The organism is Paenibacillus andongensis (assembly GCF_025369935.1).
GTDB lineage: Bacteria > Bacillota > Bacilli > Paenibacillales > NBRC-103111 > Paenibacillus_E > Paenibacillus_E andongensis.
In genome coordinates this window covers 6,148,856-6,169,780 of record NZ_CP104467.1, presented here as the reverse complement: position 1 = coordinate 6,169,780, position 20,925 = coordinate 6,148,856, and the positions used below count along the sequence as shown (strand labels likewise).

The 20,925-nt window shown below is 44.2% G+C and carries 17 protein-coding genes; 12 read left to right on the top strand and 5 right to left on the bottom strand.

Annotated features, from left to right (window positions below; translation table 11 throughout):
- Positions 1–10 precede the first annotated feature (10 nt).
- The 7 genes from nrdF to NYR53_RS27525 all read left to right on the top strand — a co-directional run bounded on the left by nrdF (position 11) and on the right by NYR53_RS27525 (position 10,351).
- Positions 11–997 carry a class 1b ribonucleoside-diphosphate reductase subunit beta gene (nrdF, locus tag NYR53_RS27555; protein ID WP_261302285.1) on the top strand — a complete coding sequence of 329 codons (987 nt, stop codon included), beginning with the start codon at positions 11–13 and terminating at the stop codon, positions 995–997.
- Between the two features lie 366 nt (positions 998–1,363).
- Positions 1,364–3,679, top strand: a complete 2,316-nt coding sequence (locus NYR53_RS27550; protein ID WP_261302284.1) for a helix-turn-helix domain-containing protein — start codon at positions 1,364–1,366, stop codon at positions 3,677–3,679.
- A 196-nt stretch (positions 3,680–3,875) separates the two neighbouring features.
- Complete coding sequence (locus NYR53_RS27545) at positions 3,876–5,510, top strand: extracellular solute-binding protein (protein WP_261302283.1); 1,635 nt, start codon at positions 3,876–3,878, stop codon at positions 5,508–5,510.
- 109 nt (positions 5,511–5,619) lie between these two features.
- A complete protein-coding gene (locus NYR53_RS27540; RefSeq protein WP_261302282.1) occupies positions 5,620–6,576 on the top strand; it encodes an ABC transporter permease in 957 nt (318 codons plus the stop codon).
- A gap of 15 nt (positions 6,577–6,591) precedes the next feature.
- Positions 6,592–7,470, top strand: coding sequence for a carbohydrate ABC transporter permease (locus NYR53_RS27535; RefSeq protein ID WP_261302281.1), 879 nt, complete (start codon positions 6,592–6,594; stop codon positions 7,468–7,470).
- A 15-nt stretch (positions 7,471–7,485) separates the two neighbouring features.
- A complete protein-coding gene (locus NYR53_RS27530; protein ID WP_261302280.1) occupies positions 7,486–9,684 on the top strand; it encodes a glycosyl hydrolase family 95 catalytic domain-containing protein in 2,199 nt (732 codons plus the stop codon).
- A 31-nt stretch (positions 9,685–9,715) separates the two neighbouring features.
- Positions 9,716–10,351, top strand: a complete 636-nt coding sequence (locus NYR53_RS27525) for an SGNH/GDSL hydrolase family protein (RefSeq protein ID WP_261302279.1) — start codon at positions 9,716–9,718, stop codon at positions 10,349–10,351.
- A 138-nt stretch (positions 10,352–10,489) separates the two neighbouring features.
- Here NYR53_RS27525 and NYR53_RS27520 read toward each other — a convergent pair whose 3' ends face one another.
- The gene (locus tag NYR53_RS27520) at positions 10,490–11,203 is read right to left on the bottom strand and encodes a response regulator transcription factor (protein WP_047677301.1); all 714 of its coding nucleotides are present in this window, start codon (positions 11,201–11,203) and stop codon (positions 10,490–10,492) included.
- A gap of 143 nt (positions 11,204–11,346) precedes the next feature.
- On the opposite strand from NYR53_RS27520, the gene trmL reads away from it, so the two are divergent.
- Both trmL and NYR53_RS27510 read left to right on the top strand, forming a co-directional pair.
- Positions 11,347–11,811 (top strand): tRNA (uridine(34)/cytosine(34)/5-carboxymethylaminomethyluridine(34)-2'-O)-methyltransferase TrmL, encoded by a 465-nt coding sequence (trmL, locus tag NYR53_RS27515; RefSeq protein WP_029196821.1) that lies wholly within the window; start codon positions 11,347–11,349, stop codon positions 11,809–11,811.
- A gap of 183 nt (positions 11,812–11,994) precedes the next feature.
- Positions 11,995–12,249, top strand: coding sequence for an AbrB/MazE/SpoVT family DNA-binding domain-containing protein (locus NYR53_RS27510; protein ID WP_047677456.1), 255 nt, complete (start codon positions 11,995–11,997; stop codon positions 12,247–12,249).
- A gap of 306 nt (positions 12,250–12,555) precedes the next feature.
- Here NYR53_RS27510 and NYR53_RS27505 read toward each other — a convergent pair whose 3' ends face one another.
- Genes NYR53_RS27505 through NYR53_RS27490 form a run of 4 tightly spaced genes read right to left on the bottom strand, consistent with a single transcriptional unit; the run spans position 12,556 to position 17,402 of the window.
- On the bottom strand, positions 12,556–13,629 hold the full coding sequence (locus NYR53_RS27505) for a phosphodiester glycosidase family protein (protein ID WP_261302278.1): 1,074 nt from the start codon (positions 13,627–13,629) through the stop codon (positions 12,556–12,558).
- The gene (locus tag NYR53_RS27500) at positions 13,629–14,063 is read right to left on the bottom strand and encodes a hypothetical protein (protein ID WP_047677233.1); all 435 of its coding nucleotides are present in this window, start codon (positions 14,061–14,063) and stop codon (positions 13,629–13,631) included. Before NYR53_RS27500 ends, NYR53_RS27505 begins: the two co-directional genes overlap by 1 nt.
- Before the next feature lie 52 nt (positions 14,064–14,115).
- Positions 14,116–15,744, bottom strand: a complete 1,629-nt coding sequence (locus NYR53_RS27495; protein ID WP_261302277.1) for a response regulator — start codon at positions 15,742–15,744, stop codon at positions 14,116–14,118.
- Positions 15,741–17,402 carry a sensor histidine kinase gene (locus tag NYR53_RS27490; RefSeq protein ID WP_261302276.1) on the bottom strand — a complete coding sequence of 554 codons (1,662 nt, stop codon included), beginning with the start codon at positions 17,400–17,402 and terminating at the stop codon, positions 15,741–15,743. Before NYR53_RS27490 ends, NYR53_RS27495 begins: the two co-directional genes overlap by 4 nt.
- A 316-nt stretch (positions 17,403–17,718) precedes the next feature.
- On the opposite strand from NYR53_RS27490, the gene NYR53_RS27485 reads away from it, so the two are divergent.
- The 3 genes from NYR53_RS27485 (at position 17,719) to NYR53_RS27475 (ending at position 20,919) form a co-directional block, all read left to right on the top strand.
- The gene (locus NYR53_RS27485; RefSeq protein ID WP_261302275.1) at positions 17,719–18,603 is read left to right on the top strand and encodes a carbohydrate ABC transporter permease; all 885 of its coding nucleotides are present in this window, start codon (positions 17,719–17,721) and stop codon (positions 18,601–18,603) included.
- Positions 18,603–19,439: a carbohydrate ABC transporter permease gene (locus NYR53_RS27480; protein ID WP_261302274.1), complete on the top strand. Its 837-nt coding sequence runs from the start codon at positions 18,603–18,605 to the stop codon at positions 19,437–19,439. Before NYR53_RS27485 ends, NYR53_RS27480 begins: the two co-directional genes overlap by 1 nt.
- Positions 19,440–19,599: 160 nt before the next feature.
- Positions 19,600–20,919: an ABC transporter substrate-binding protein gene (locus NYR53_RS27475; RefSeq protein WP_261302273.1), complete on the top strand. Its 1,320-nt coding sequence runs from the start codon at positions 19,600–19,602 to the stop codon at positions 20,917–20,919.
- Positions 20,920–20,925: the final 6 nt, after the last annotated feature.

Genomic DNA, 20,925 nt, shown 5'->3' with positions numbered 1-20,925 from the left:
TTGAAAATATATGAGTACGGCCACTACCCTAAATAATGCCAAGAAAGCTGTGAACTGGAATCGTCCCGATGATGATTTTACGATCACTTTCTGGAATCAAAATATTATGCAGTTCTGGACAGATGAGGAAATCCCATTATCTGATGATAAAATGTCATGGATCACATTAAGCGGTGCGGAGCGTGAGCTTTACATGAAAGTACTCGGGGGCCTTACGCTGCTCGATACCATGCAAGGCGGCGTTGGCATGCCGAAGATTCTTGAACATGTCGATGGGCTCCAGCGCAAAGCTGTGCTAAGCTTCATGGGTATGATGGAACAAATACATGCGAAGTCATACAGCAGTATTTTCACCACGTTGTCTACAACGGAAGAAATCAATGAGCTGTTCCTTTGGGTGGAACGCAATCCTTACTTGCAGTTCAAGGCAAATAAGATTTCCCATTTCTACGAAAACATTGGAACTCCTAAAGAGCTGTATTTGGCTATGGCAGCATCTGTCCTGCTCGAAAGCTACTTGTTCTATAGCGGCTTCTATTATCCGCTTTACTTAGCCGGACAGGGTAAAATGACGAGCAGTGGTGAAATCATCGATTTGATTTTACGCGATGAGAGTATTCACGGTCTGTATATCGGTGTATTGGCACAAGAGGTTTATGCAGAGTTAAGCCCTGCTGAGCAGGATGAGGCGTATGCGACATTGTGCGCCCTGCTGAAGGAGCTTCATGCCAATGAGGAAAGCTATACTGAAAGTCTCTACGGATCTTTGGGCTTGGCAGAAGAAGTGAAAGCTTTCTTACGCTACAATGCGAATAAAGCGTTCATGAACTTGGGTGTAGATCCCATGTTCGAAGAAGAGGATATTAATCCGATTGTTCTTAACGGTCTGAGCACGAAGACGAAGCAGCATGACTTTTTCTCGAAAAAAGGGAACGGCTATGTCCGCACGATTCACGTTGAAGCGTTGACGGATGATGATTTCCTTTTTGGGGATTGAATATACAGAAGGACCTGACGGTTTTCGTCAGGTCCTTTGTTGTTCAGAAGATGTTGTAAAAAACCTCTCTCCTCTGATTGTTTCATAATGTAATGTACAACAAATTGGGCTTCATAGAGGCCATTTCGCCATAAATGGGTTCGAAATGTTGTACAAACTGCAACATCAAAGAGTAAAATTGCCTTTGGGCGTGTGAAATGTTGTAGAAATTACAACATGGGTAACCACTATAGCCCTTACGAAGCCTCTGAAGAAGAGGTGAATTCCATTCAAATGTTCGGAAAAAATGAAATAACTTCAATCCTTCGATATTTTCTGTATAATGGTGGTGAAAGCAGTTACATCATGGCGATGAGGGGTAATCCAATGAGTCTTGCTCGAATCCGGTTCAACAAACGCAGTGTTATTGTCACGTGGCTCATCTCATATATCTCTGTACTTTTGATCCCGATTATTATAAGTGGGATTCTATACGCAGCAGCCTGGCACGTCGTGGAATCGGAAGTCAACCGTGCGAACAATTCAGCTCTGGAGCAGATGGAACAGGCGATAGATAACAGCCTTCGCGGTATAGAACGATTAAGCTTGGAAATTGCTTTGAGTAAATTGGTAACCGGTTTCATGAACACGGTGAAGCCTTTGACGGATAACGACTATTACGATCTGGTCAGCATCGCTAACGATCTGCGGGTATACCAGACAGCGAATGATTTCATTGAACAAATCTACATCTACTACAGGAACAGCGACACGGTGATATCCACACGTGATCACACAAACAGCCGCATGCTGTACGAAAAGATACGCGAGAAAGACGGGATGAGTTATGAGGAGTGGGCTAAGTTCTTTGAGAAGCCTTACATCCAGGAATATGCACCCATCACGTTTAGGGAAGACGGCCATGCAGTCAAAGCAGTGATGTATGCGAAATCCGTCATACTCGCCAACCCGGATCATCCAGGCGCGGTCATCATGTTTGTGATTAAGGATTCGAAGCTTCTGGATAATATCCCATCCACGTCGGATAAAACCTCGATAGCTGTTTTAGATAAGGAAAACCGTCTAGTTGCTTCAACTGGCTTTGAATCTAGGATGGACTTTCTGGATTACGATAAGCTTTCTGGTAAAAATGGGATGTTTCTCAGTGCGGATTCCGGCAAAAGGTCAGCCGTTTCCTATATCACCTCTAGCAGCACAGGGTGGAAATACATATCAACGATTCCCGCCGAATTATTTGACGATAAGATGAAATACATGAAGAAGCTGATTTACGCCAGTGTGATCTTGAGCCTTATCATGGGGGGACTTGTCACCTATCTCTTTTTGAGAAAAAATTATGGCCCAATCAACTTGCTTATTCGGAGCTTTTCTGTGAAATCAGGGATATCCTTTCATGAAGGCTCGAATGAGTACGGATTTTTACAGGATGCGTTGAACAATACGTTCGCAGAAAAAGAACAGATTGACCGCCGGCTGCATCAGCATCGTGATGCTATTCGTTCGCATTTTCTTCAGGGGCTGCTGAAAGGCCGTTTGGAACAAAATGTCCCCATACACGAATCGCTTGCAGCTCACGATATTCAGCTGGCATCGCCGTATTTTGCTGTTCTGTTATTCCACATCGAGCATTTCGGCAAGTTTGAGATCGACGAATATGCGGCTCCCGAGAAGGTGAGGATGCTGCATTTCATTATTATGAACGTCGCTGAAGAAGTGATCGGTCATCACAATCGGGCCTTCATTACGGAAGTAGACAATATGCAAGCGTGCATCGTAAATTTCGGGACAGATCCGGATTCGCAAGAGTTGAAGCACATTGCCGAGCAGGTGAAATCATTCTTGCTGGACCATTTCCATGTCCATTTGACTGTGGCGATCAGCGGCATCCATCAGGAGATGTATGGGATCCCTACAGCTTACCAGCAAACCTTGGCAGCCTTGGAGTACAGGCTCGTTATGGGGAGCGGAGAAATTATTGGGTACGAGGATTTACCGAGTTCAGAAACGATTAGGCAATCCAGAAGCTATTATTATCCATTGCCTGTAGAGCATCAGCTGATTAATTTTGTGAAATCAGGCGATTTTGAGAAATCGAATGCGATCATTAACGAAATCATCGAGATTAATGTGTCGGACGCGTCCTTGTCCGTTCCGCTCGCTAAGTGTCTCATGTTCGATTTGACCAGCACCTTGCTGAAAACGATGGATGAAATCGGTACGAACAGCAGTAATCGGGCGTTTATCGAAACAGATCAAATTGACCGATTGATGAGCAGTTCAACGATCAAAGAAATGAAGGTTCAGATTCGAGAAGTACTGAGCCAGGTGTGCCAATTCGTTCAAGATGACCGTGGGCAGGATCACAACCAACTTAGCCAGCAGGTCACCCTGTATGTCAAAAGCAATTACGCTGAGGAGAATCTGAACATCTCAATGGTAGGCGATAAATTTGGGCTAACGCCTTCCTATTTATCCAAACAGTTCAAAGCACAGACGGGCGAAGCGCTGCTTGATTTTATCAGCAGAACCCGATTAGAAGAAGCAAAGCGGCTGCTTGCTCTTCAAGTCTTATCTGTCACGGACATTGCGAAAAAAGTCGGATACTCGGACATGAATACGTTTAATCGGATTTTTAAGAAATTCGAGGGCATTACACCGGGTAAATATAAAGATATTCAATGACATGAAAGGAGCCGTACAAGCATGCTTGCGCGGCTTTTCCGTTTTTACATAGCGATTGCGTAAATTGAAGGTTGATTATTAGCGATTTTAATGATGCAGTTTCGGTTTTAACGATATCCGCTGCATGGTTTTCGTTACATAATGAAACCACGGTGCACCGAAGTGCATAGAAACAATTCATCTGAGGGGGATTTACATGGGGACATATGTGAACAAGAAGTCTTTGAGTATGGCATTAAGCGTTGTTGTAGCATCTAGTATGTTCGTTGGTTGTTCTAAACAAGAGGCTGGTGTGAGCACATCTTCACCTAAAGCATCTGCTGCTCCAACAGCAGCTGGAGTTAAGTATCCAATCAGTACACAAGAAACGCTAACGTCTTGGGAGCAGATCGACACCAACTTGGCATCTTTTGTTCCAAATCTGGCGGAATCACCTTTTGGCATGCAGCTTGAAAAAGAAACCGGTGTGAAAGTGAAGTATACACATCCGGCAGATGGGCAATCGAAGGAGCAGTTCAATCTGATGATTGCATCTAATAAATTACCGGATGTTATTGAATATAACTGGGGTGGAGGCGGAACTGCGGCTTATCCGGGCGGACCCGAGAAAGCAATTGCAGATAAAGTCATTCTTCCGCTTAATGATTTGATCGACAAGAATGCGCCGAACTTAAAGAAATTGCTTCAGCAAGACAAGGAATTAGACAAGATGATCAAAACGGACAGCGGCAAATATTACGTATTCCCGATGATTCGTCCCGACAATGGGTTAGTGTTCCGAGGTCCGATGATTCGCAAGGACTGGCTGGATGAATTAAACCTGCAGGTTCCGACGACGATCGACGAATGGTATACGGTATTAAAAGCATTTAAAGAAAAGAAAGGCGCATCCGCACCGTTTACTGCCCAGTATAGTAACGAGCTGAACATTCAGGACGCCTTCATTGGCGCCTTTAAAACGGCTAATCTGTTTTATATCGATGATCAAGGCAAAGTCAGATACGGTCCAATCGATCCGCAGTTTAAAGATGCTTTGACCTTGCTGCGTAAATGGTATGCGGAAGGACTGCTTGATAAAGACTTTGCGCTTAACACGGATTCCAAAGCGCTGGACAACAAATTAATGAGTGACAGTGCGGGAGCAACGGTAGGTCTTTTAAGCGGCGGCATGGGCAGATGGATGGATACCGGGAAGAAGAAAAACCCGAAATTCCAACTGGTTGCTGCTCCGTATCCGACCTTGAAGCAAGGGGAACGCGCTTTTATCGGACAGCGTGACTTCAAGTACAATCCGGTTGCCAGCAAAGCGGTAACAGGCGATTCGAAGAATGCTGAGCTTGCCGTTAAATGGTTGGATTATGCTTACGGTGAAAAAGGCAGCCTGCTGTTCAACTTCGGTATTGAAGGCGAGAGCTACAAGATGGAAAACAATGTCCCTAAATTTAGCGAAAAAATTACTAAAAATGAGAAGTTTAACCTGCAACAAATGGTATCCCAATATACGAAACCGAATGGCCCTTTTCTAGGTGATGTTCGAAAAAGCTTCAACACATTCAAGGAACAGGACGAAGCGATTAAAATTTGGGGTGAAACGGACGCGGCTAAGCATGTAATGCCACTATTCATAACTCCAACGGTAGAAGAAAGTAAAGAATTGGCCAAACTTAACACAGCGATTACCAGTTATAAAGAAGAAATGTTCGTGAAATTCATCATGGGCAAGGAACCCGTCGAGAAGTTTGATGAGTATGTAAAACGCATTAATGAAATGGGTATCGATAAGGTGACGAAAATTTATCAGGATGCGCTTGACCGCTACAACAAAAGATAATACCTTTAGGGCATCTTGCAGGTGAATACGGAAAACTACGCCTCTCATACTAAGTAGTTGGTATTCACCTGCAAGTAAATTAGCCCAAGGATAGAGAGGGAGCAGAGAAATGAACACAATGAGTCCTGAAACAATCATTCCCTTCATTGCGAAAAAGAGATCCCGACTAGGGATATTGATCGATATTCGTAGAAATAAACTGCTTTATGTCATGCTCATCCCAGTGCTGCTTTATTATGTGATCTTTCATTATGGGCCGATGTATGGAGCTATTATTGCCTTTAAGGATTTTTCTCCACGACTTGGCATTTGGGGGAGCGATTGGGTAGGCTTTGAACATTTTCAAGCCTTCTTTACCGGACCTTATTTCTGGAGGACAATAAAAAACACAGTACTTATCAGCTTCTATCAGCTATTGTTCGGATTCCCGGCACCGATCGTGCTAGCGCTTCTTCTCAATGAAGTGAGACATGCCTTATTTAAACGCACGGTTCAGACCCTTACGTATATGCCTCATTTCATTTCACTGGTTGTCATCTGCGGCATCATCAAAGATTTCACCGTCAGTGATGGCGTCATAAATGATGTGATTGCCTTTTTCGGCGGGGAGCGAACGACATTTTTACTTGAACCGAGCTTTTTCCGTTCCGTCTATGTATCGTCGGGTGTGTGGCAGCATATCGGTTGGGGAACGATCATCTTTTTGGCGGCTTTGACCGGCATTGATCAGGAGCAATATGAAGCGGCTAAAATAGACGGCGCAGGCAGATGGAAACAGATGACGAATGTGACGCTTCCCGGCTTAATGCCGACGATCATCATTCTGCTCATTTTGGAGATCGGAAAAATGATGAACGTCGGGTTCGAAAAAATCATTTTGCTTTACAATCCAGGCACTTATGAAACGGCCGATGTGATATCTTCTTACGTGTACCGGGTCGGTTTACAAGATTTCAATTATAGCTTTAGCTCAGCAGTTGGCTTGTTTAACTCTGTGATCAATTTTATTTTGCTCATTTGTTCCAACTGGTTAAGCCGTAAATTTAATGATACTAGCTTATGGTAGAAAGGAGGCATTCTCATGCTGAATCGGGCAACATTTTCAGAAAAAAGCTTTGATTCTATCAATGTGATTTTCTTGACTTTCTTAATGATCATTACGATATATCCCATTGTTTATGTGGCGTTTGCGTCCGTTAGTGATGCTGGGGCTCTGATGGGGCACAAAGGCATTTTATGGCGGCCGCTCGGATTTTCACTGGATGCTTACACAAATGTGTTTCGAAACCCCATGATCCTGAAAGGATACGGGAATACGTTTTTTGTAGTGCTGGTGGGTCTGTTTTTCAATATCGTACTTACAGCTTTCGGGGCCTACGCATTATCAAGGAAAAGCTTGGCTTACCGTAAACCGCTTCTGCTATTTATCGTGTTCACGATGTTTTTCAGCGGTGGATTGATTCCTCTCTACTTGACGATTAAAGGAGTTGGACTCGTCGATTCGCTATGGGCACTCATTATTCCTCAAGCGATTAACACCTTTAATCTCATTCTGATGAAAACCGCGTTCGAAGCGATTCCTGATGCGTTGGAGGAGTCGGCCAAAATAGATGGAGCGAATGACTTTGTCATTTTGTTCCGAATCATTTTGCCGCTTTCCATGCCGGTTATTGCCGTTATGTTATTGTATTATGGCGTCAGTCATTGGAATTCTTGGTTTAACGCGATGATTTTCTTGCAGGACCGGTCGCTCTATCCGCTGCAGCTTGTGCTGCGCGAAATTTTGCTCCAAGGGGAAGCAAGCTCCAACTTAGGAGCCTCAGACGGCGCCTCGGCCATGCTAACGGTTACGTTGAAGTACGCGACCATTATTGTGGCAACGGTACCGATTCTGCTTGTATATCCTTTTCTCCAAAAATATTTCGTCAAAGGCGCTCTGATCGGAGCGATTAAAGGTTAGAGGAGGCTGCTGACAGTGAATGACATCGAGTGGGAACATTTTATGGCCGACAATGATATGGAGTGGGTAGTAAAGCCCGTTAGTTGGGATGAAGGAGCCTTCATTGGCAATGGTTCGATCGGTGCGATGGTATATGGGGAGGAAAATGCCAAGAAACGGCACGTGCTCCGTTTTGTAACGGGACGCACAGATGTAACGGCAAACCGGACGGATAAGCCCGGATTTCCTCCACGCGTGCCCATTGGTGAGCTTGATCTGGAGATGGAAGGCATGATTTATCATCCGACTAGTATGCGGGTGGACTTATGGAACGCGGAGCTTCGTGCTCATTTGACGACGACAAGGGGCGAGGTAAAGCTTCGCTCCATTATCCATAGCGAGGAAGCGGTCATGGCCATCGAGATGGAGACATCAGAAGGGGAGAGCGCTGCGCAGTTTGCGTGGTATGCATACCCGGATGTGGATCACGTGCTGAAAAATGCGGATGGCTTTAATTTAAATCAATATATACCTGCAACTGATGTGGAAAAAACGGCTAGAGATGGCGTGTACCTTTGCATTCAGCGATTTTCAGGCAAGGATGGGTGTGTGACAGCCTGGAAGGAAGTCCAGTTGTCGCCCAATCGCCGAATATGCTTCATTTCCGTTACTAACGGGTATAACGAAGCTGCAATTGGTAAAGTGGTAAATGCGGTTGTTCAAGCTTCTAACGATGATTTCGATGTGTGGGTGGAAGCTCATCGTAACTGGTGGCACGCCTATTATCGGCAAAGCTTCGTCTCAATTCCGGATGGGCGGCTCCAAAGCTTCTATTGGATACAAATGTATAAATTGGCCTCAGCTACGAGAGCGGATCAGCCCTTGATCGATAATCAAGGTCCGTGGCTTACTTCATCGCCATGGCCGGGTGTTTGGTTCAATATGAATGTGCAAATGAGTTATTCACCGGTGTATACCGCTAATCGATTGGACATAGGGAAGTCTCTTGTTCGCGCGTTAGACGAAAACATGGAAAATCTAATAACCAACGTTCCGGAGTCCTGCAGACATGATTCCGCAGGACTTGGTCGCAGCTGCAGCTATGATTTGCGGGCTAAAGTTGATGATGAAGTAGGGAATTTGAACTGGATTTGCCATAATGTGTGGCGGCAGTATCGGTACAGCATGGATGAAGAGATGCTCAAAACCATGTTATTTCCTCTTTTGCGCAGAAGTGTGAACTACTATCTTCACATTCTTGAAGAAGGCAATGACGGCTGCTTGCATCTTCCGCCTACCATTTCACCTGAATATGGCTCCTTTATGAAAACAAAGGTACGCGACTGTCATTACGACCTAGCCTTGCTGCGCTGGGGCTGCCTGACCCTTTTAGAAATATGCCAGCGGCTGAAGGTGGATGATCCACTTACCGGGAAATGGAAGGAAGTACTGGAAAGGTTGGCTCCGTTACCTGTAGATGAGACTGGGTTCATGATTGGACAAGACACGCCTCTAGCATACGGTCATCGACATTTCAGTCATCTGCTTGCGATTTTTCCACTCCACTTGATCGGCTGTGACAATGAGGAGGATCGGAAGCTGATCGCTACCTCACTGCGTCATTGGATTGGAAAGGAAGGCGACTTGCGCGGTTTCAGCCTTACTGGGGCGGCTTCCATAGCTGCTATTCTCGGCTCAGGAGATGAGGCGCTGCGTTATTTGCAATCGTTGATGCTGCTCTTGAAACCGAATACAATGTATAAAGAAGCAGGGCCTGTCATCGAAACGCCACTGGCTGGTGCAGAAGCTATCCACGACATGCTGCTTCAAAGCTGGGGCGGCAAGATACGGGTATTCCCCGCAGTGCCCGATGAGTGGCAAGAAGCGTCTTTCGAGAATTTGCGAACCGAAGGGGTATTCTTAGTCAGCGCCGTGCGTCGTGATGGTGAAACCCAAATGATTCGAGTGAAGAGTTTGGCCGGGGAGCCGTGTGTTATCAGGACAGGCTGGACCGGTGTAATTCGCTGGACGATATCCGGAACCAGAGTTGCCGAGCATACCGTTTATGTAAAAGCGGGTGAAGACGAAATCGTTTTGGATTTGAACAAAGGGGATGAAGCAATCCTTTCCCGAGGTACGGAGATGCCTGATTGGCGAATCTTTCCCGTGGAATCTCCGCGGAAGGTTGCCCGCTATTTTGGCGGACATAAACCTTGGCGTCTTTACGGATTTTAAAAGGTTAATTCAGTGTAGGAGGATGTGCAAAATGGGAGTGCCATTCAAGCAAGGTGATATCGTGTTATTTCAAGGGGATAGTATTACGGATGCCGGAAGGGTTAGGGATAATTCGTCTGATTTGGGCAAAGGGTATGCTTTGATGACAGCCGCACTGTTCGGTTCATCTTATCCGGAACAACAAGTCACATTCTTGAACCGAGGAATTAGCGGGAATCGAGTGAAAGACCTCCGATCCCGTTGGGGAGAGGATTGTATCGAACTGGGGCCGAGTTGGGTATCTATCTATATAGGTATTAACGACTGCTGGAGACGATATGACCGGAACGATCCTACATCTACCGAAGAATTCGAAAAAGGTTATCGGGAACTGCTTGTTCGTACGAAAGAGGAGCTTGGGGCCAAGCTTATTATGATCGAGCCATTCGTACTGCCAGTGCCGGAAGACCGAAAGCTGTGGCGTGAGGATCTCGATCCCAAAATCAATGTCGTCCGGGAGTTGGCTCGGGAATTTGGTGCCCTTTTGGTTCCGCTTGACGGCATATTCGCACAGGCTTCGATGCTCGCACCTTCCAGCTACTGGGCGCCAGATGGCGTACACCCGTCACCGGCAGGGCATGCGCTAATAGCCAAAGCTTGGCTTACGGCGGTCGGGGCTGCACAATAAGGGATAGACAAAGAAAGGCGCTGTCCACAAAGCCAACAAAATTTCAATAAAAAGAGGGCTGCCTTCAAGTAGACTTGAGGGACAGCCCTTTTCGTATTGGTGCTCCGCCGAATGCGGAAGGGAAAGGCGAAGAGGGCATTAAGCCAGAGATTCCTTCACAACAGGCTCAGTTAGCTTATAGCCAACGTTCCTGATGGTCATAATATATTCCGGATTGCGCGCATTGTTCTCAATTTTATCTCTCAAATGAGAGATATGCACATCGACGATACGGGTATCTCCGAGGAAGTGATAGTCCCACACCCCATGGAGAAGCTGCTGTCTGCTAAGGACTTTGCCGCGATGCTTACACAGGAAGAGCAGCAGCTCGAATTCCTTAGGTGTAAGTTCGATCGGGGAGCCATTCACCATGACTTCGCGTTGATCGGCTTTAATGGCGATTTGGCCAATCGTAATGGGCGCATTTTCTGTCGAGGATGGTAAGGTTTGGATTCGACGATGAATGGCCTGAATTCGAGAAATGAGCTCCTGAGGTGAAAAGGGTTTGGTCATATAATCGTCAGCACCGTTATCCAAGCCGGCAATTTTATCCGTTAGATCTTGCATAGCTGTAAGCATAATAATAGGAACGAGGTTATTCTGGTTTCTAAGCTTGCGGCACACTTGGAACCCGTCCATCTTCGGCAGCATTAAGTCGAGAACGATGAGATCGGGGCGAAACGTTTGGATAGCATCGAACACAGCTTCGCCATCGAAAACACAATGGACTTCGAAGCCTACAAGCTTCAAGTTGAATTCTATAAGCATGGAGATGGAAGGTTCGTCGTCAACAACCAGGATTTTCTTTTTCATCGATGGGTGGACTCCTTTTATCGAGGATAACTCTATTATGACAGCGCTCTATCATCGAGATATTAAGATAAAGTTAACCCTGTGTAAAATTGCATTCCGCATTCGCTTATAATAGGATAGAGAATGAGGTGAATTTGACAGAGATGGCTTTTCATATTGTATTAGTAGAACCTGAGATTCCTGCAAACACAGGTAACATTTCCAGAACCTGCGCAGCGACAGGCACGTATCTCCACTTGGTTAGACCGCTAGGCTTCCAGACGGATGACAAGACCTTAAAGCGCGCCGGATTAGACTATTGGCACTCGGTTAAACTCGAGTATCATGACTCATTTGATGAGGTGCTAGAGGCTTACAAAGAACATCGTTTTTTCTTTGCAACAACGAAGGCCACCAAACGTTACACAGAATTTACATTTCAGGACGGAGACTTTTTTGTATTTGGCAAAGAAACGAAAGGACTTCCAGAGGAATTGTTAGCTCAACATCCCGAAACCTTGCTGCGGCTGCCGATGTCAGATGCTGTCAGATCGCTCAATTTATCGAATTCGGCAGCGATTATGCTGTATGAGGGCTTGCGGCAAACCGGTTTCGTTGGTCTTGATTAGAGCTTAAGGCCTATCAATATTAGGGCTGTGCCGACATATTTGACAGGAAAAGAAAGTTTCAGCATGTTATTAGCAGGAGTTTCTAAAATAACGGCGAATACTAATCCGTATCAGTCCGTATAGATATGCTAGATGAAGTAGAGAGCATGGAAAACGTGAGCGGAAGAGAGGTGAAGTCCTATGATGAAGCCAGCCGGAGTCGTTCGTAAAGTCGATCAATTGGGACGTATTGTACTGCCTAAATCGTTAAGAAAACGATATCAAATGAATGAAGGAGATCCTGTCGAAATTTTGGTGCAGGGTGACCATATCATACTGGAGAGATATCGTCCAAAATGTGTGTTCTGCGGAAGTATGGAAAGTGTCAGTGAATTCAAAGAGCGCTATATTTGCGGCGTATGTGTAACTGAAATGAACTTGCTAAAGGTTCGAGCATAAGAGCAATAAAAGAAAAAGCATCGTTTTCTCTTAACAGAGAAAGCAGATGCTTTTTTTCTTGCATTTCAATTGTTTATAGACCTTTGGTTTTATCCTCGTTATAGGAAGCCGTCATCATAGCGACGATGAATAATACAAAAACAGTGTTAACGAGCCAAAATGTTGTTGATAAGCCGAACATTGCTGCACCTCCATATATAGGGATCTTTGAGCTTGCTCAAAGTCTTTCCGCTTGGGATCTTCGTTAAAGCTTATTATACCCAACCATTCTAAAAAAAGAAACGAATAAAGTGTGAATAATTTCGGTTATTTAAAAAATAGAAAGTTGGTGGCTAGCGGTCTAAGCTTCCCATCAGACGGGCGATTGAGGACGCTGCCCCCCCATACTAAAGTGGTAGAGCCGCCCCCATCCAAATTATAAGCATCCACGATGCCTAATTGCTGCATTTTGTCCTGCAGCTCAGCAAGTGTTGCTCCCGAATTGCCGCTCTCGTCGTAACCGTCGGTCACAATAAACAACAGTTGATCGTGCTTGTAGTTGGCCATGATGGTCCGCGCTGCTCTTGCCGGTGAACTTTGCCACTGATAGGGAATCGACATCTTGTTTCCGTTCTTCAGGAGAACCGGAACGAAGGTAGATCCCATAAGCGGGTTCAATTTGTCGAGCTCAGACTGAGAACTGAACTTACCGCCAATGAGCTTGCGGTCTTTATTCAGGCCAATGAAGGTCGTATCGTTGTTGGTAGGAAAGAAGCCATTCACATACTTCCCATTCATGATGGTTGTGTCGAGCGGATAGCGTTTGCCTTTATTATCATCAGCAAAGCCTCCTGCATTCACACCGGCGATAGCCCCATAACGTGTAACTGCATCTAACGTTGTTTCACTGGAGCCAATTTTATCCTTGCCAAGCACAAGTTTAATGGCTTTATCACTCTTAAGGTTAACCTTAAGAGCATAACCTTTATAGTTGCTTTCATTCAAAGCGAAAAGTTTCAAGTCGATATTCCCGGAAGAAGCTTGTCTAATTGGGCTGCCGAGCCTGGCGGTTATTCGAGTATCATAGATAATGCCGGGTTTGGCAGCTTGTGCTGCAGCGTTTTGGAGCATGGCTGCTACTTCTGCGGAACTTTTCTCATAAAGCTGGAAATATTGCTGAATGATGGATTTGGTTTGCACCGCGTCGCTATTTGCTTTGGTCAGCAAGTTATCCAGCGTCAGCGTTTCTTGTTGAAAAGAGATCGGCGTAGACGCCTTATGTACCAACGGGTTGATAGGGACATTCGCCGTAACGAAAAGCAGCCAAATCAGCATCCCCAGAAACGGTGCGCATGCAAGTAGAAGCACGCGGTTTATTTGTTGAATGCTTATTACGTTCATTACTTTAACACATCCAGATTTTTTTGCAGTTCTTCCAGCTTCTTCTTAACGTCGGCAAGCTGCGTATAGAGTTGGTTGCTGTTATCGGTTTTGCTGTTAGCGCTGTCCTTCGTGAAAGCCAGTAATTCATTCAGTGAGTCTACCTTTGTCTGTAAAGCTTTCATGTCGGTCGTAACGCTATCTTTCAATTGGGTAACTTGCTTCTGATAGTCTTGTTGAACCACTTGCAGTTGTTGCTGGGTTTGCTGGGCGATATCGGTTGCAATTTTTTGCCTCAAATGCTCTGTGTACATCATAGCGGCGGCCACTCCGATTGCGATCAGCATGACCCAACCCACAAACAAGTATACGTACGTTTTCTTTCTTACCTTGGTAGCCTTCGAAGCAGCACGAGGGAAAGAATTCGCAGTCGTAGTCTCGATGGGCATGTTCATGAAAATCACCTCTGTTTACTAGTATAACATATTCCATATTTTTTACAGAATTTTAGATAGAATTCGTTGTTTTTCGATACTCATTCGGGGTGAGTCCCTCTAGTTTTTTGAAAACTTTGCTGAAATATTTCTCGTCCTGGTAACCGACCATCTCGGCTACTTGTGAAATCCGAAGATGTGGGTTGCGCAGCAAGACCTTAGCTTTACTCATACGAATTTGCCCTAAATAGTCAGAAAGATTAACCTCGAACTCTTGTTTGAATTTCCGTGAGATGTACTCGCGGCTGAGGTAGAATCGATTCGCAATATCCTGAAGCGAGACATCTTCGTGATAGTGCTTCTCAAGGAACTCGGCGATTTCAAAAATAACACTTTTGTCCTTCTGCTGACTCTCAAGAAGCAGCTTCGATAAGTGAACAATGCTCCGAGTGAGTTCCTGCTGCCAAAGTGAGAGGGATAGGATACCGTATTCATCCAGCGGAACGATCAAACTGGATGGTTCATCCAGGAGAAGCTGCTTGACCTGATCTTCACTAATGTTAGAGAAAAATTGCTGCACCCAACGGCGCTTCATCACCCTGTATTCCCGCCACCAATGGTCGAGCTGTTCAAGTGTAATGGTTTCGCTCAATTTGACAGCGTCCATCCATTCTTGAATTGTTTCTTGAATTTGGTCCATGCTGCCGCTGCGTATAGCGAGTTGAATCCGTTCCTCGTATTGGCTGAAAGTAAGCGCCGGTTGAACCGTTTTGGCTGTTTGTAATGTACTGTGAATCCATGTTTCCTTAGATTTGAGATTTCGCTGTCTGAGGGCATTACGGGCTTCCTGATAGGATAAAGCCATGTTCGTTGGAAAGCTTTGTGTGCTTCCAATACCGAAATCCACGCGGGTATGAAGCGCGGTTCGTATCCCTTCATTAATTTTTGCGAGAAATGACTCAGAACCAGATTGATCCTTCCATAGAAGCAATACAATTTCGTTATCACTGGTCCAATGGCGGAAAGCATAACCGCGTTGATCGTTAACGAGGAATTCATTACATATATTAATTAGCGAGAAGAGAAGTAAGTCTAGATTATGACTGAACTTATTCTTCACACTCCGTTCCATCGTATCTAAAGATAAAATAGCGACACGACATTCTCGAGTTGTCCGGGATAAATGAAGCTCTTTCTCGAGCTGCTCGGCCGCTTGATCATAAGCGGAGGGTTCGGCAATTATGTTCGATAACAACTTGTCCCAATACATGGGCTTAATTTGGTTCATTTCTATATTTAGCTCTCGATTGGTATGACGGAGCTCCTCATCCTTATTCCAAGCTTGAATGGCTTTATCTAACGCTTCATTCAACTGCTCAGGATCAATAGGCTTCAAAATATAGTCCGTTCCCCCATACTGCAACGTATGGCGAAGCAGAGAGAAGTCGTCATGGCCGCTAATGACGATCGTTTTGGAGTTAGGGGCATGCGTATGCAGCCACTCAAGCAATTTGACGCCATTCATGATTGGCATCATCATATCCGTCATAATAATCGCTGGATGTTCACGACTTACGATCTGGATGGCCGATTCGCCATCTTGAGCTTCTAATATCGTTTCTATGCCGTGCTGCTCCCAATTTACAAGCAGGCGAATGGCGTCGCGCACATGTTTCTCATCATCAACTAGTAATACTTTCATTCAAGTGCTCCCTTTTTCATAGGAATATGGATCACGATCCGTAGACCTTGGGGCTGAACGTTCTCAACATCAAGAAATGCATCATCAGTGAAGTACAATTGTACTCTGGTCAGCACATTACTAAGCCCAATACAAGCCTCATCGGTTATCGATGGGGTATTCAGTCTGTTTCTTACTTCGCGGAGCCTCTGCTCCGATATACCAATTCCGTTATCTTCGACGATGAGTTTCAAGTATTCGTCCTCATGAACGATAAGCTTCACCGCTTCAATACGTAATAAGCCCGTAGCTGAGCCCGGTTTAAAGCCATGTTTGAAATAATTTTCAACAAGCGGTTGCAGGATCATCTTGGGTACCGAGATTGCTTTCGTGCTTTCATCGATATCGTAAATGATTTCGAATTGGTGCTCGAAGCGCTGCTTTTGCAGTTCGAGATAGGCTTTAATATGATCGATTTCTTTACGCAAAGGAACGACGGATTCATTCGTGTTCATGCTGTAATGCATCATTTTGGCAAGAGATGAAATCAGTGCGTAGACTTTTGGTGCATCATGCTGCAAAGCTAGTGTTCCGATCGATTGGAGCGCGTTATTCAAAAAGTGCGGATTAATCTGAGCTTGAAGTGCCATAAGCTGATTCGATTTGTTCGCAAGCTCAAGACGATATTCGCGCATGACCATTTGATTTAAGTCCTGCATAAGGCCATGAAAGCGGTTGGCGAGGATACCCATTTCATCCGTTCGAGAGAGCTCGATATCGGCATTCAATTGGCCTAACTGGACCTGTCCCACCTGTATGCGTGTAATATAACGAATCAATTGTTTGATAGGCTCTGTAAATTTAATACTGATATAAATAGTTCCGGCAATGACAATCAGCATAAACAAAGTAAGGATTAAAGAATTAATTAAAGTTAACTGTCGGGCATTTTTCGTTAATTGTTCATAGGGCAGCCGTTTCACGATCGTCCAGTCAACATAGTCAGTTTTCATTTTTTCATAAATATTTATCCCCGCATAAGCGCCTTTTTTCCATTCATAGGAACCTTTTTGGAGATTACTATAAATCGCCTCATTTCCCCAGCTTTCTTCCAGAGGTTGTCCCCATTTAGAAACGTCAGGACCGAACACGATGAACCCCTTATCATCAAGGATATACAGTTCTTCTTGGTCATGGGTGAATAAGCTTTGAGATATTTCAGAGACTAAACTCAGCTGAAGGTCAATGATCAGCTCACCAATCGAGATGTTACTTGGGGAGTACATAATTTTACGATGCATAGATAGGACAGGGGTTGGAGCAGAATACACATTAAGTGCAATATTGTAATTATGGCTTTCATGAGTTGTTTCAAAATAAACGGTTTTGTTCTCGGGGAATTGCCGAAGAGATTCATATTTACCGATCGTGCTTCCTTGAATGTCGTTGCTCGCTAAATAAGAACGGTCGCTAACGGAGGCGTAAAGATAAATTTGTTTGATCTCTTTAACCGAATGGGACATGACCTGCAGCCCGCTTTTGATAACCTTATCACTCATATAATCGATTTCTTGCCCGGTTTGCAGAATATCGTAAAGATAACCAACAGATGAATACTGACCTGTATAAATCGTAGTGGACGCCTGGACGACACCATTTAAGTAGTTTAATAAATTCATTTTTGCTTGAGATATCAGAGCCGAATTATTTGTAATCGTGTCTTCTGTGACTTTCTCCTTGGTGAATATATAAGAAACAACAATGGATGTAGTAAATGGAACTAACGTCGCAATGAGCAAAAATAGGATTAATTTATTGCGTATACTATGACGAAACAAGGTGCATCAACTCGGTTTCTGTTTATACTTTTCACCCTACATTGTAGCAGGAGAGGTCAACAAATTCCACCTAATGCATCACGAGAATCTGTGTTTTACCAAGAATAAGGGATTTATACTTAAGGTATAGTTGCATAATCGTAAGGGGGAAATTCCCATGAAGAACAACAAAGGGCTAGCAGGACTTATCCAACAATGGGTGTTTATCGGACCAGCGTTGATCTTTTTCGCGCTCATTGTTGTTACTCCTTTTCTCATGAGTATTTATTATTCATTTACCGAGTGGAATGGTGTGACAACAACCGTGAAGTTCAACGGCTTAGACAATTTCAAGCACCTTCTTTTTCATGACACCGACTATCGCAACGCATTCTGGTTTACAACAAGAATAACCGTGACGGACGTCATTCTCACGAATCTTGTCGGGTTTCTTTTGGCGCTCTTGCTCACTCAGGCACTGAAAACCAGAAATGTACTGCGTACTATTTTCTTCATGCCGAACGTTATTGGCGGACTTCTACTTGGTTTCATTTGGCAGTTTATTTTCGTCAAAGGGTTCGGGACTTTAGGTGAATTAACGAATCTTAGCTTTTTCCAATTGCCGTGGTTAGGTGATGCACCGACGGCTTTCTGGGCGATCGCTATTGTTAGCATATGGCAAGGTTCGGGTTACTTAATGATCATTTATATTGCGGCGCTATCGAATGTGCCCAAAGATATGGTTGAAGCGGCTTATATTGATGGTGCTACAAGATTACAAGTGCTTAAGAACATTATCGTACCACTCATTATGCCGGCAGTTACCGTATGTTTGTTCCTGACCATTTCATGGAACTTCAAGATGTTTGACCTGAACTTTGCCTTAACCAAAGGTGGACCGTTCAACTCAACAGAATCGGTTTCCATCAATATTTATCAAGAAGCGTTCCGCAATAACAACTATGGTTTAGGAACAGCAAAAGCGTTAGTATTCTTCGTTGTTGTGGCCATTATTTCGACCATCCAAGTCATGTATACGAAACGCAAGGAGGTTGAAGTTTAATGGAATCCGTCAAAAAATACTCTGGACGACTATTCACTCTCGAGGTGCTTGGCATCTTGATTGGACTCTTATTTCTAGTCCCTTTCTACTTTGTCATCGTCAACTCCCTTAAGACATTTCCGGAGCTGGCTGCCAGCACTGCGAAGCTTCCGTCAAGCTTATATCTTGACAACTATACGAAGGTATGGACCATCATGAAGTTCCCAAGTGCATTTCTGAACTCTTTAATTATTACCGTGCTTAGTAATGTGGGGCTAGTGTTGATTAGTTCCATGGCTGCTTATCGCATGGTGCGCAAAGCAAGCAAATTCAACAATCTTGTATTTATAGCTTTCGTTGCTGCTATGGTTATTCCGTTTCAATCCATCATGATTCCGCTTGTGCGTGTGGCGAATGAGGTTGGACTCATGGACAGCAAATTCGGTTTAATTGTTTGTTATTTCGGATTCGGTGTTTCCCTGAACGTCTTCTTATTCCATGGTTTTATTAAATCTATTCCACTTGAAATTGAAGAGTCGGCCACTGTTGATGGCTGCTCGCCGTATGGCGTGTTTTGGCGAATTGTGTTCCCTCTGTTAAAGCCCATGTCTACGACAGTCATTATCTTAAACAGTTTATGGATATGGAATGATTATTTGCTTCCTTCACTCGTGTTAAATAGTCCAGACCTGAGAACAATACCTTTAGCTACGTTTTCTTTCTTTGGTCAATATACGAAGCAATGGGATTTGGCCTTGGCTGGTCTTACACTCGGGGTCCTGCCGATCGTTATTTTCTTCTTAGCGATGCAGAAACATATTGTTGAAGGCATTACGGCTGGTTCCGTAAAAGGTTAACAGTTTTGCAAATATGTTCAAAATCTTCCACCTTTATGTTCAATATTCTCTGTGTTAAGGGTTTAAGTAAGTGTTTACAATAAACCATGTAAGCTGATGACGAGTTAATGAAACGTTATCAGGGTAAGCTGATTGAAACTAAAAGGGAGGCTTTACCTCAATGAAAAAATTAACAATGATCAGTATGGCGGCTGTACTATCACTATCTTTAGTTGCTGCTGGCTGCGCGAAGAAAGAAACAGCGCCAACTCCATCAGCAACAACGGGTGGAGCGGCAACAGCAGCACCTGCTGCAGGCGGTAAACCAGTTACAATTAAAATGTTCCAATTCAAAGTAGAAATCGCCGATCAACTTGGCAAATTAATTCAAGAATATCAAAAGCTGAATCCTAATGTTAAAATTCAAGTGGATACAGTAGGCGGCGGTGCTGACTACGGCGCAGCTTTGCTTGCGAAATTCAACTCGGGTGACAAACCGGATATTTTCAACAACGGTGGTTTCTCGGATATGGACAAATGGATTGAAAACCTAGAGGATCTTTCCGATCAACCATGGGTTAAGGATCTTGTAGATGTAGCGAAAGAGCCAATGACGAAAAATGGTAAGCTTTACGGCCAACCGTTGAACCTTGAAGGTTATGGTTTCCAATATAATAAAGATTTGTTTGCACAAGCCGGCATTACCGAATTGCCAAAAACCCTTACTCAACTCGAAGATGCAGCTAAAAAGCTTCAAGCAAAAGGAATTACTCCATTTGAAACCGGCTATGGCGAGTGGTGGGTACTGGGTAACCACTTCGTAAACCTTCCGTTTGCTTACCAGAAGGATCCAAATGCCTTCATTGATGGCTTGAACAAAGGAACTGCTAAAATTCCGGGTAACGAAGTATTTAACCAATGGTCAAAACTGTTTGATCTTCAGTTGAAATACGGTAACAAAAATCCGCTTCAAACTGATTACAATACACAAGTAACTGATTTTGCTACAGGAAAAGCAGCAATGACGCAACAAGGTAACTGGACTCAAGTTCAAATTACAAAAACAAACCCGAACATCAAAATTGGTTTCTTGCCAATGCCAATCAACGATGACGCTGCAGCGAACGATAAATTGTTCGTTGGTGTACCAAACAACTGGGTTATCAACAAAAACTCTGCTGTGAAAGACGAAGCGAAGAAATTCTTGAACTGGATGGTAAGTTCTGATATCGGTAAGAAATACATTACGGAAGAATTCAAATTCATTCCTGCCTTCAAATCCATTCCTGCTGACGAGAAAGTTCTAGGACCTTTGGCAGCTGACATCATCGCTTACAGCAAAGCTGGTAAAACACTTAGCTGGAACTGGTTTAAATTCCCAGGCGGCGAAGCTTCCAGTAAAAAATTCGGCGACATTATGCAAGGGTATGTTGCGAAGAAGTATACGAAGGATCAAATGCTTGAGGAATTCCAGAAAACATGGGATAGCCTTAAGAAGTAACTCCAT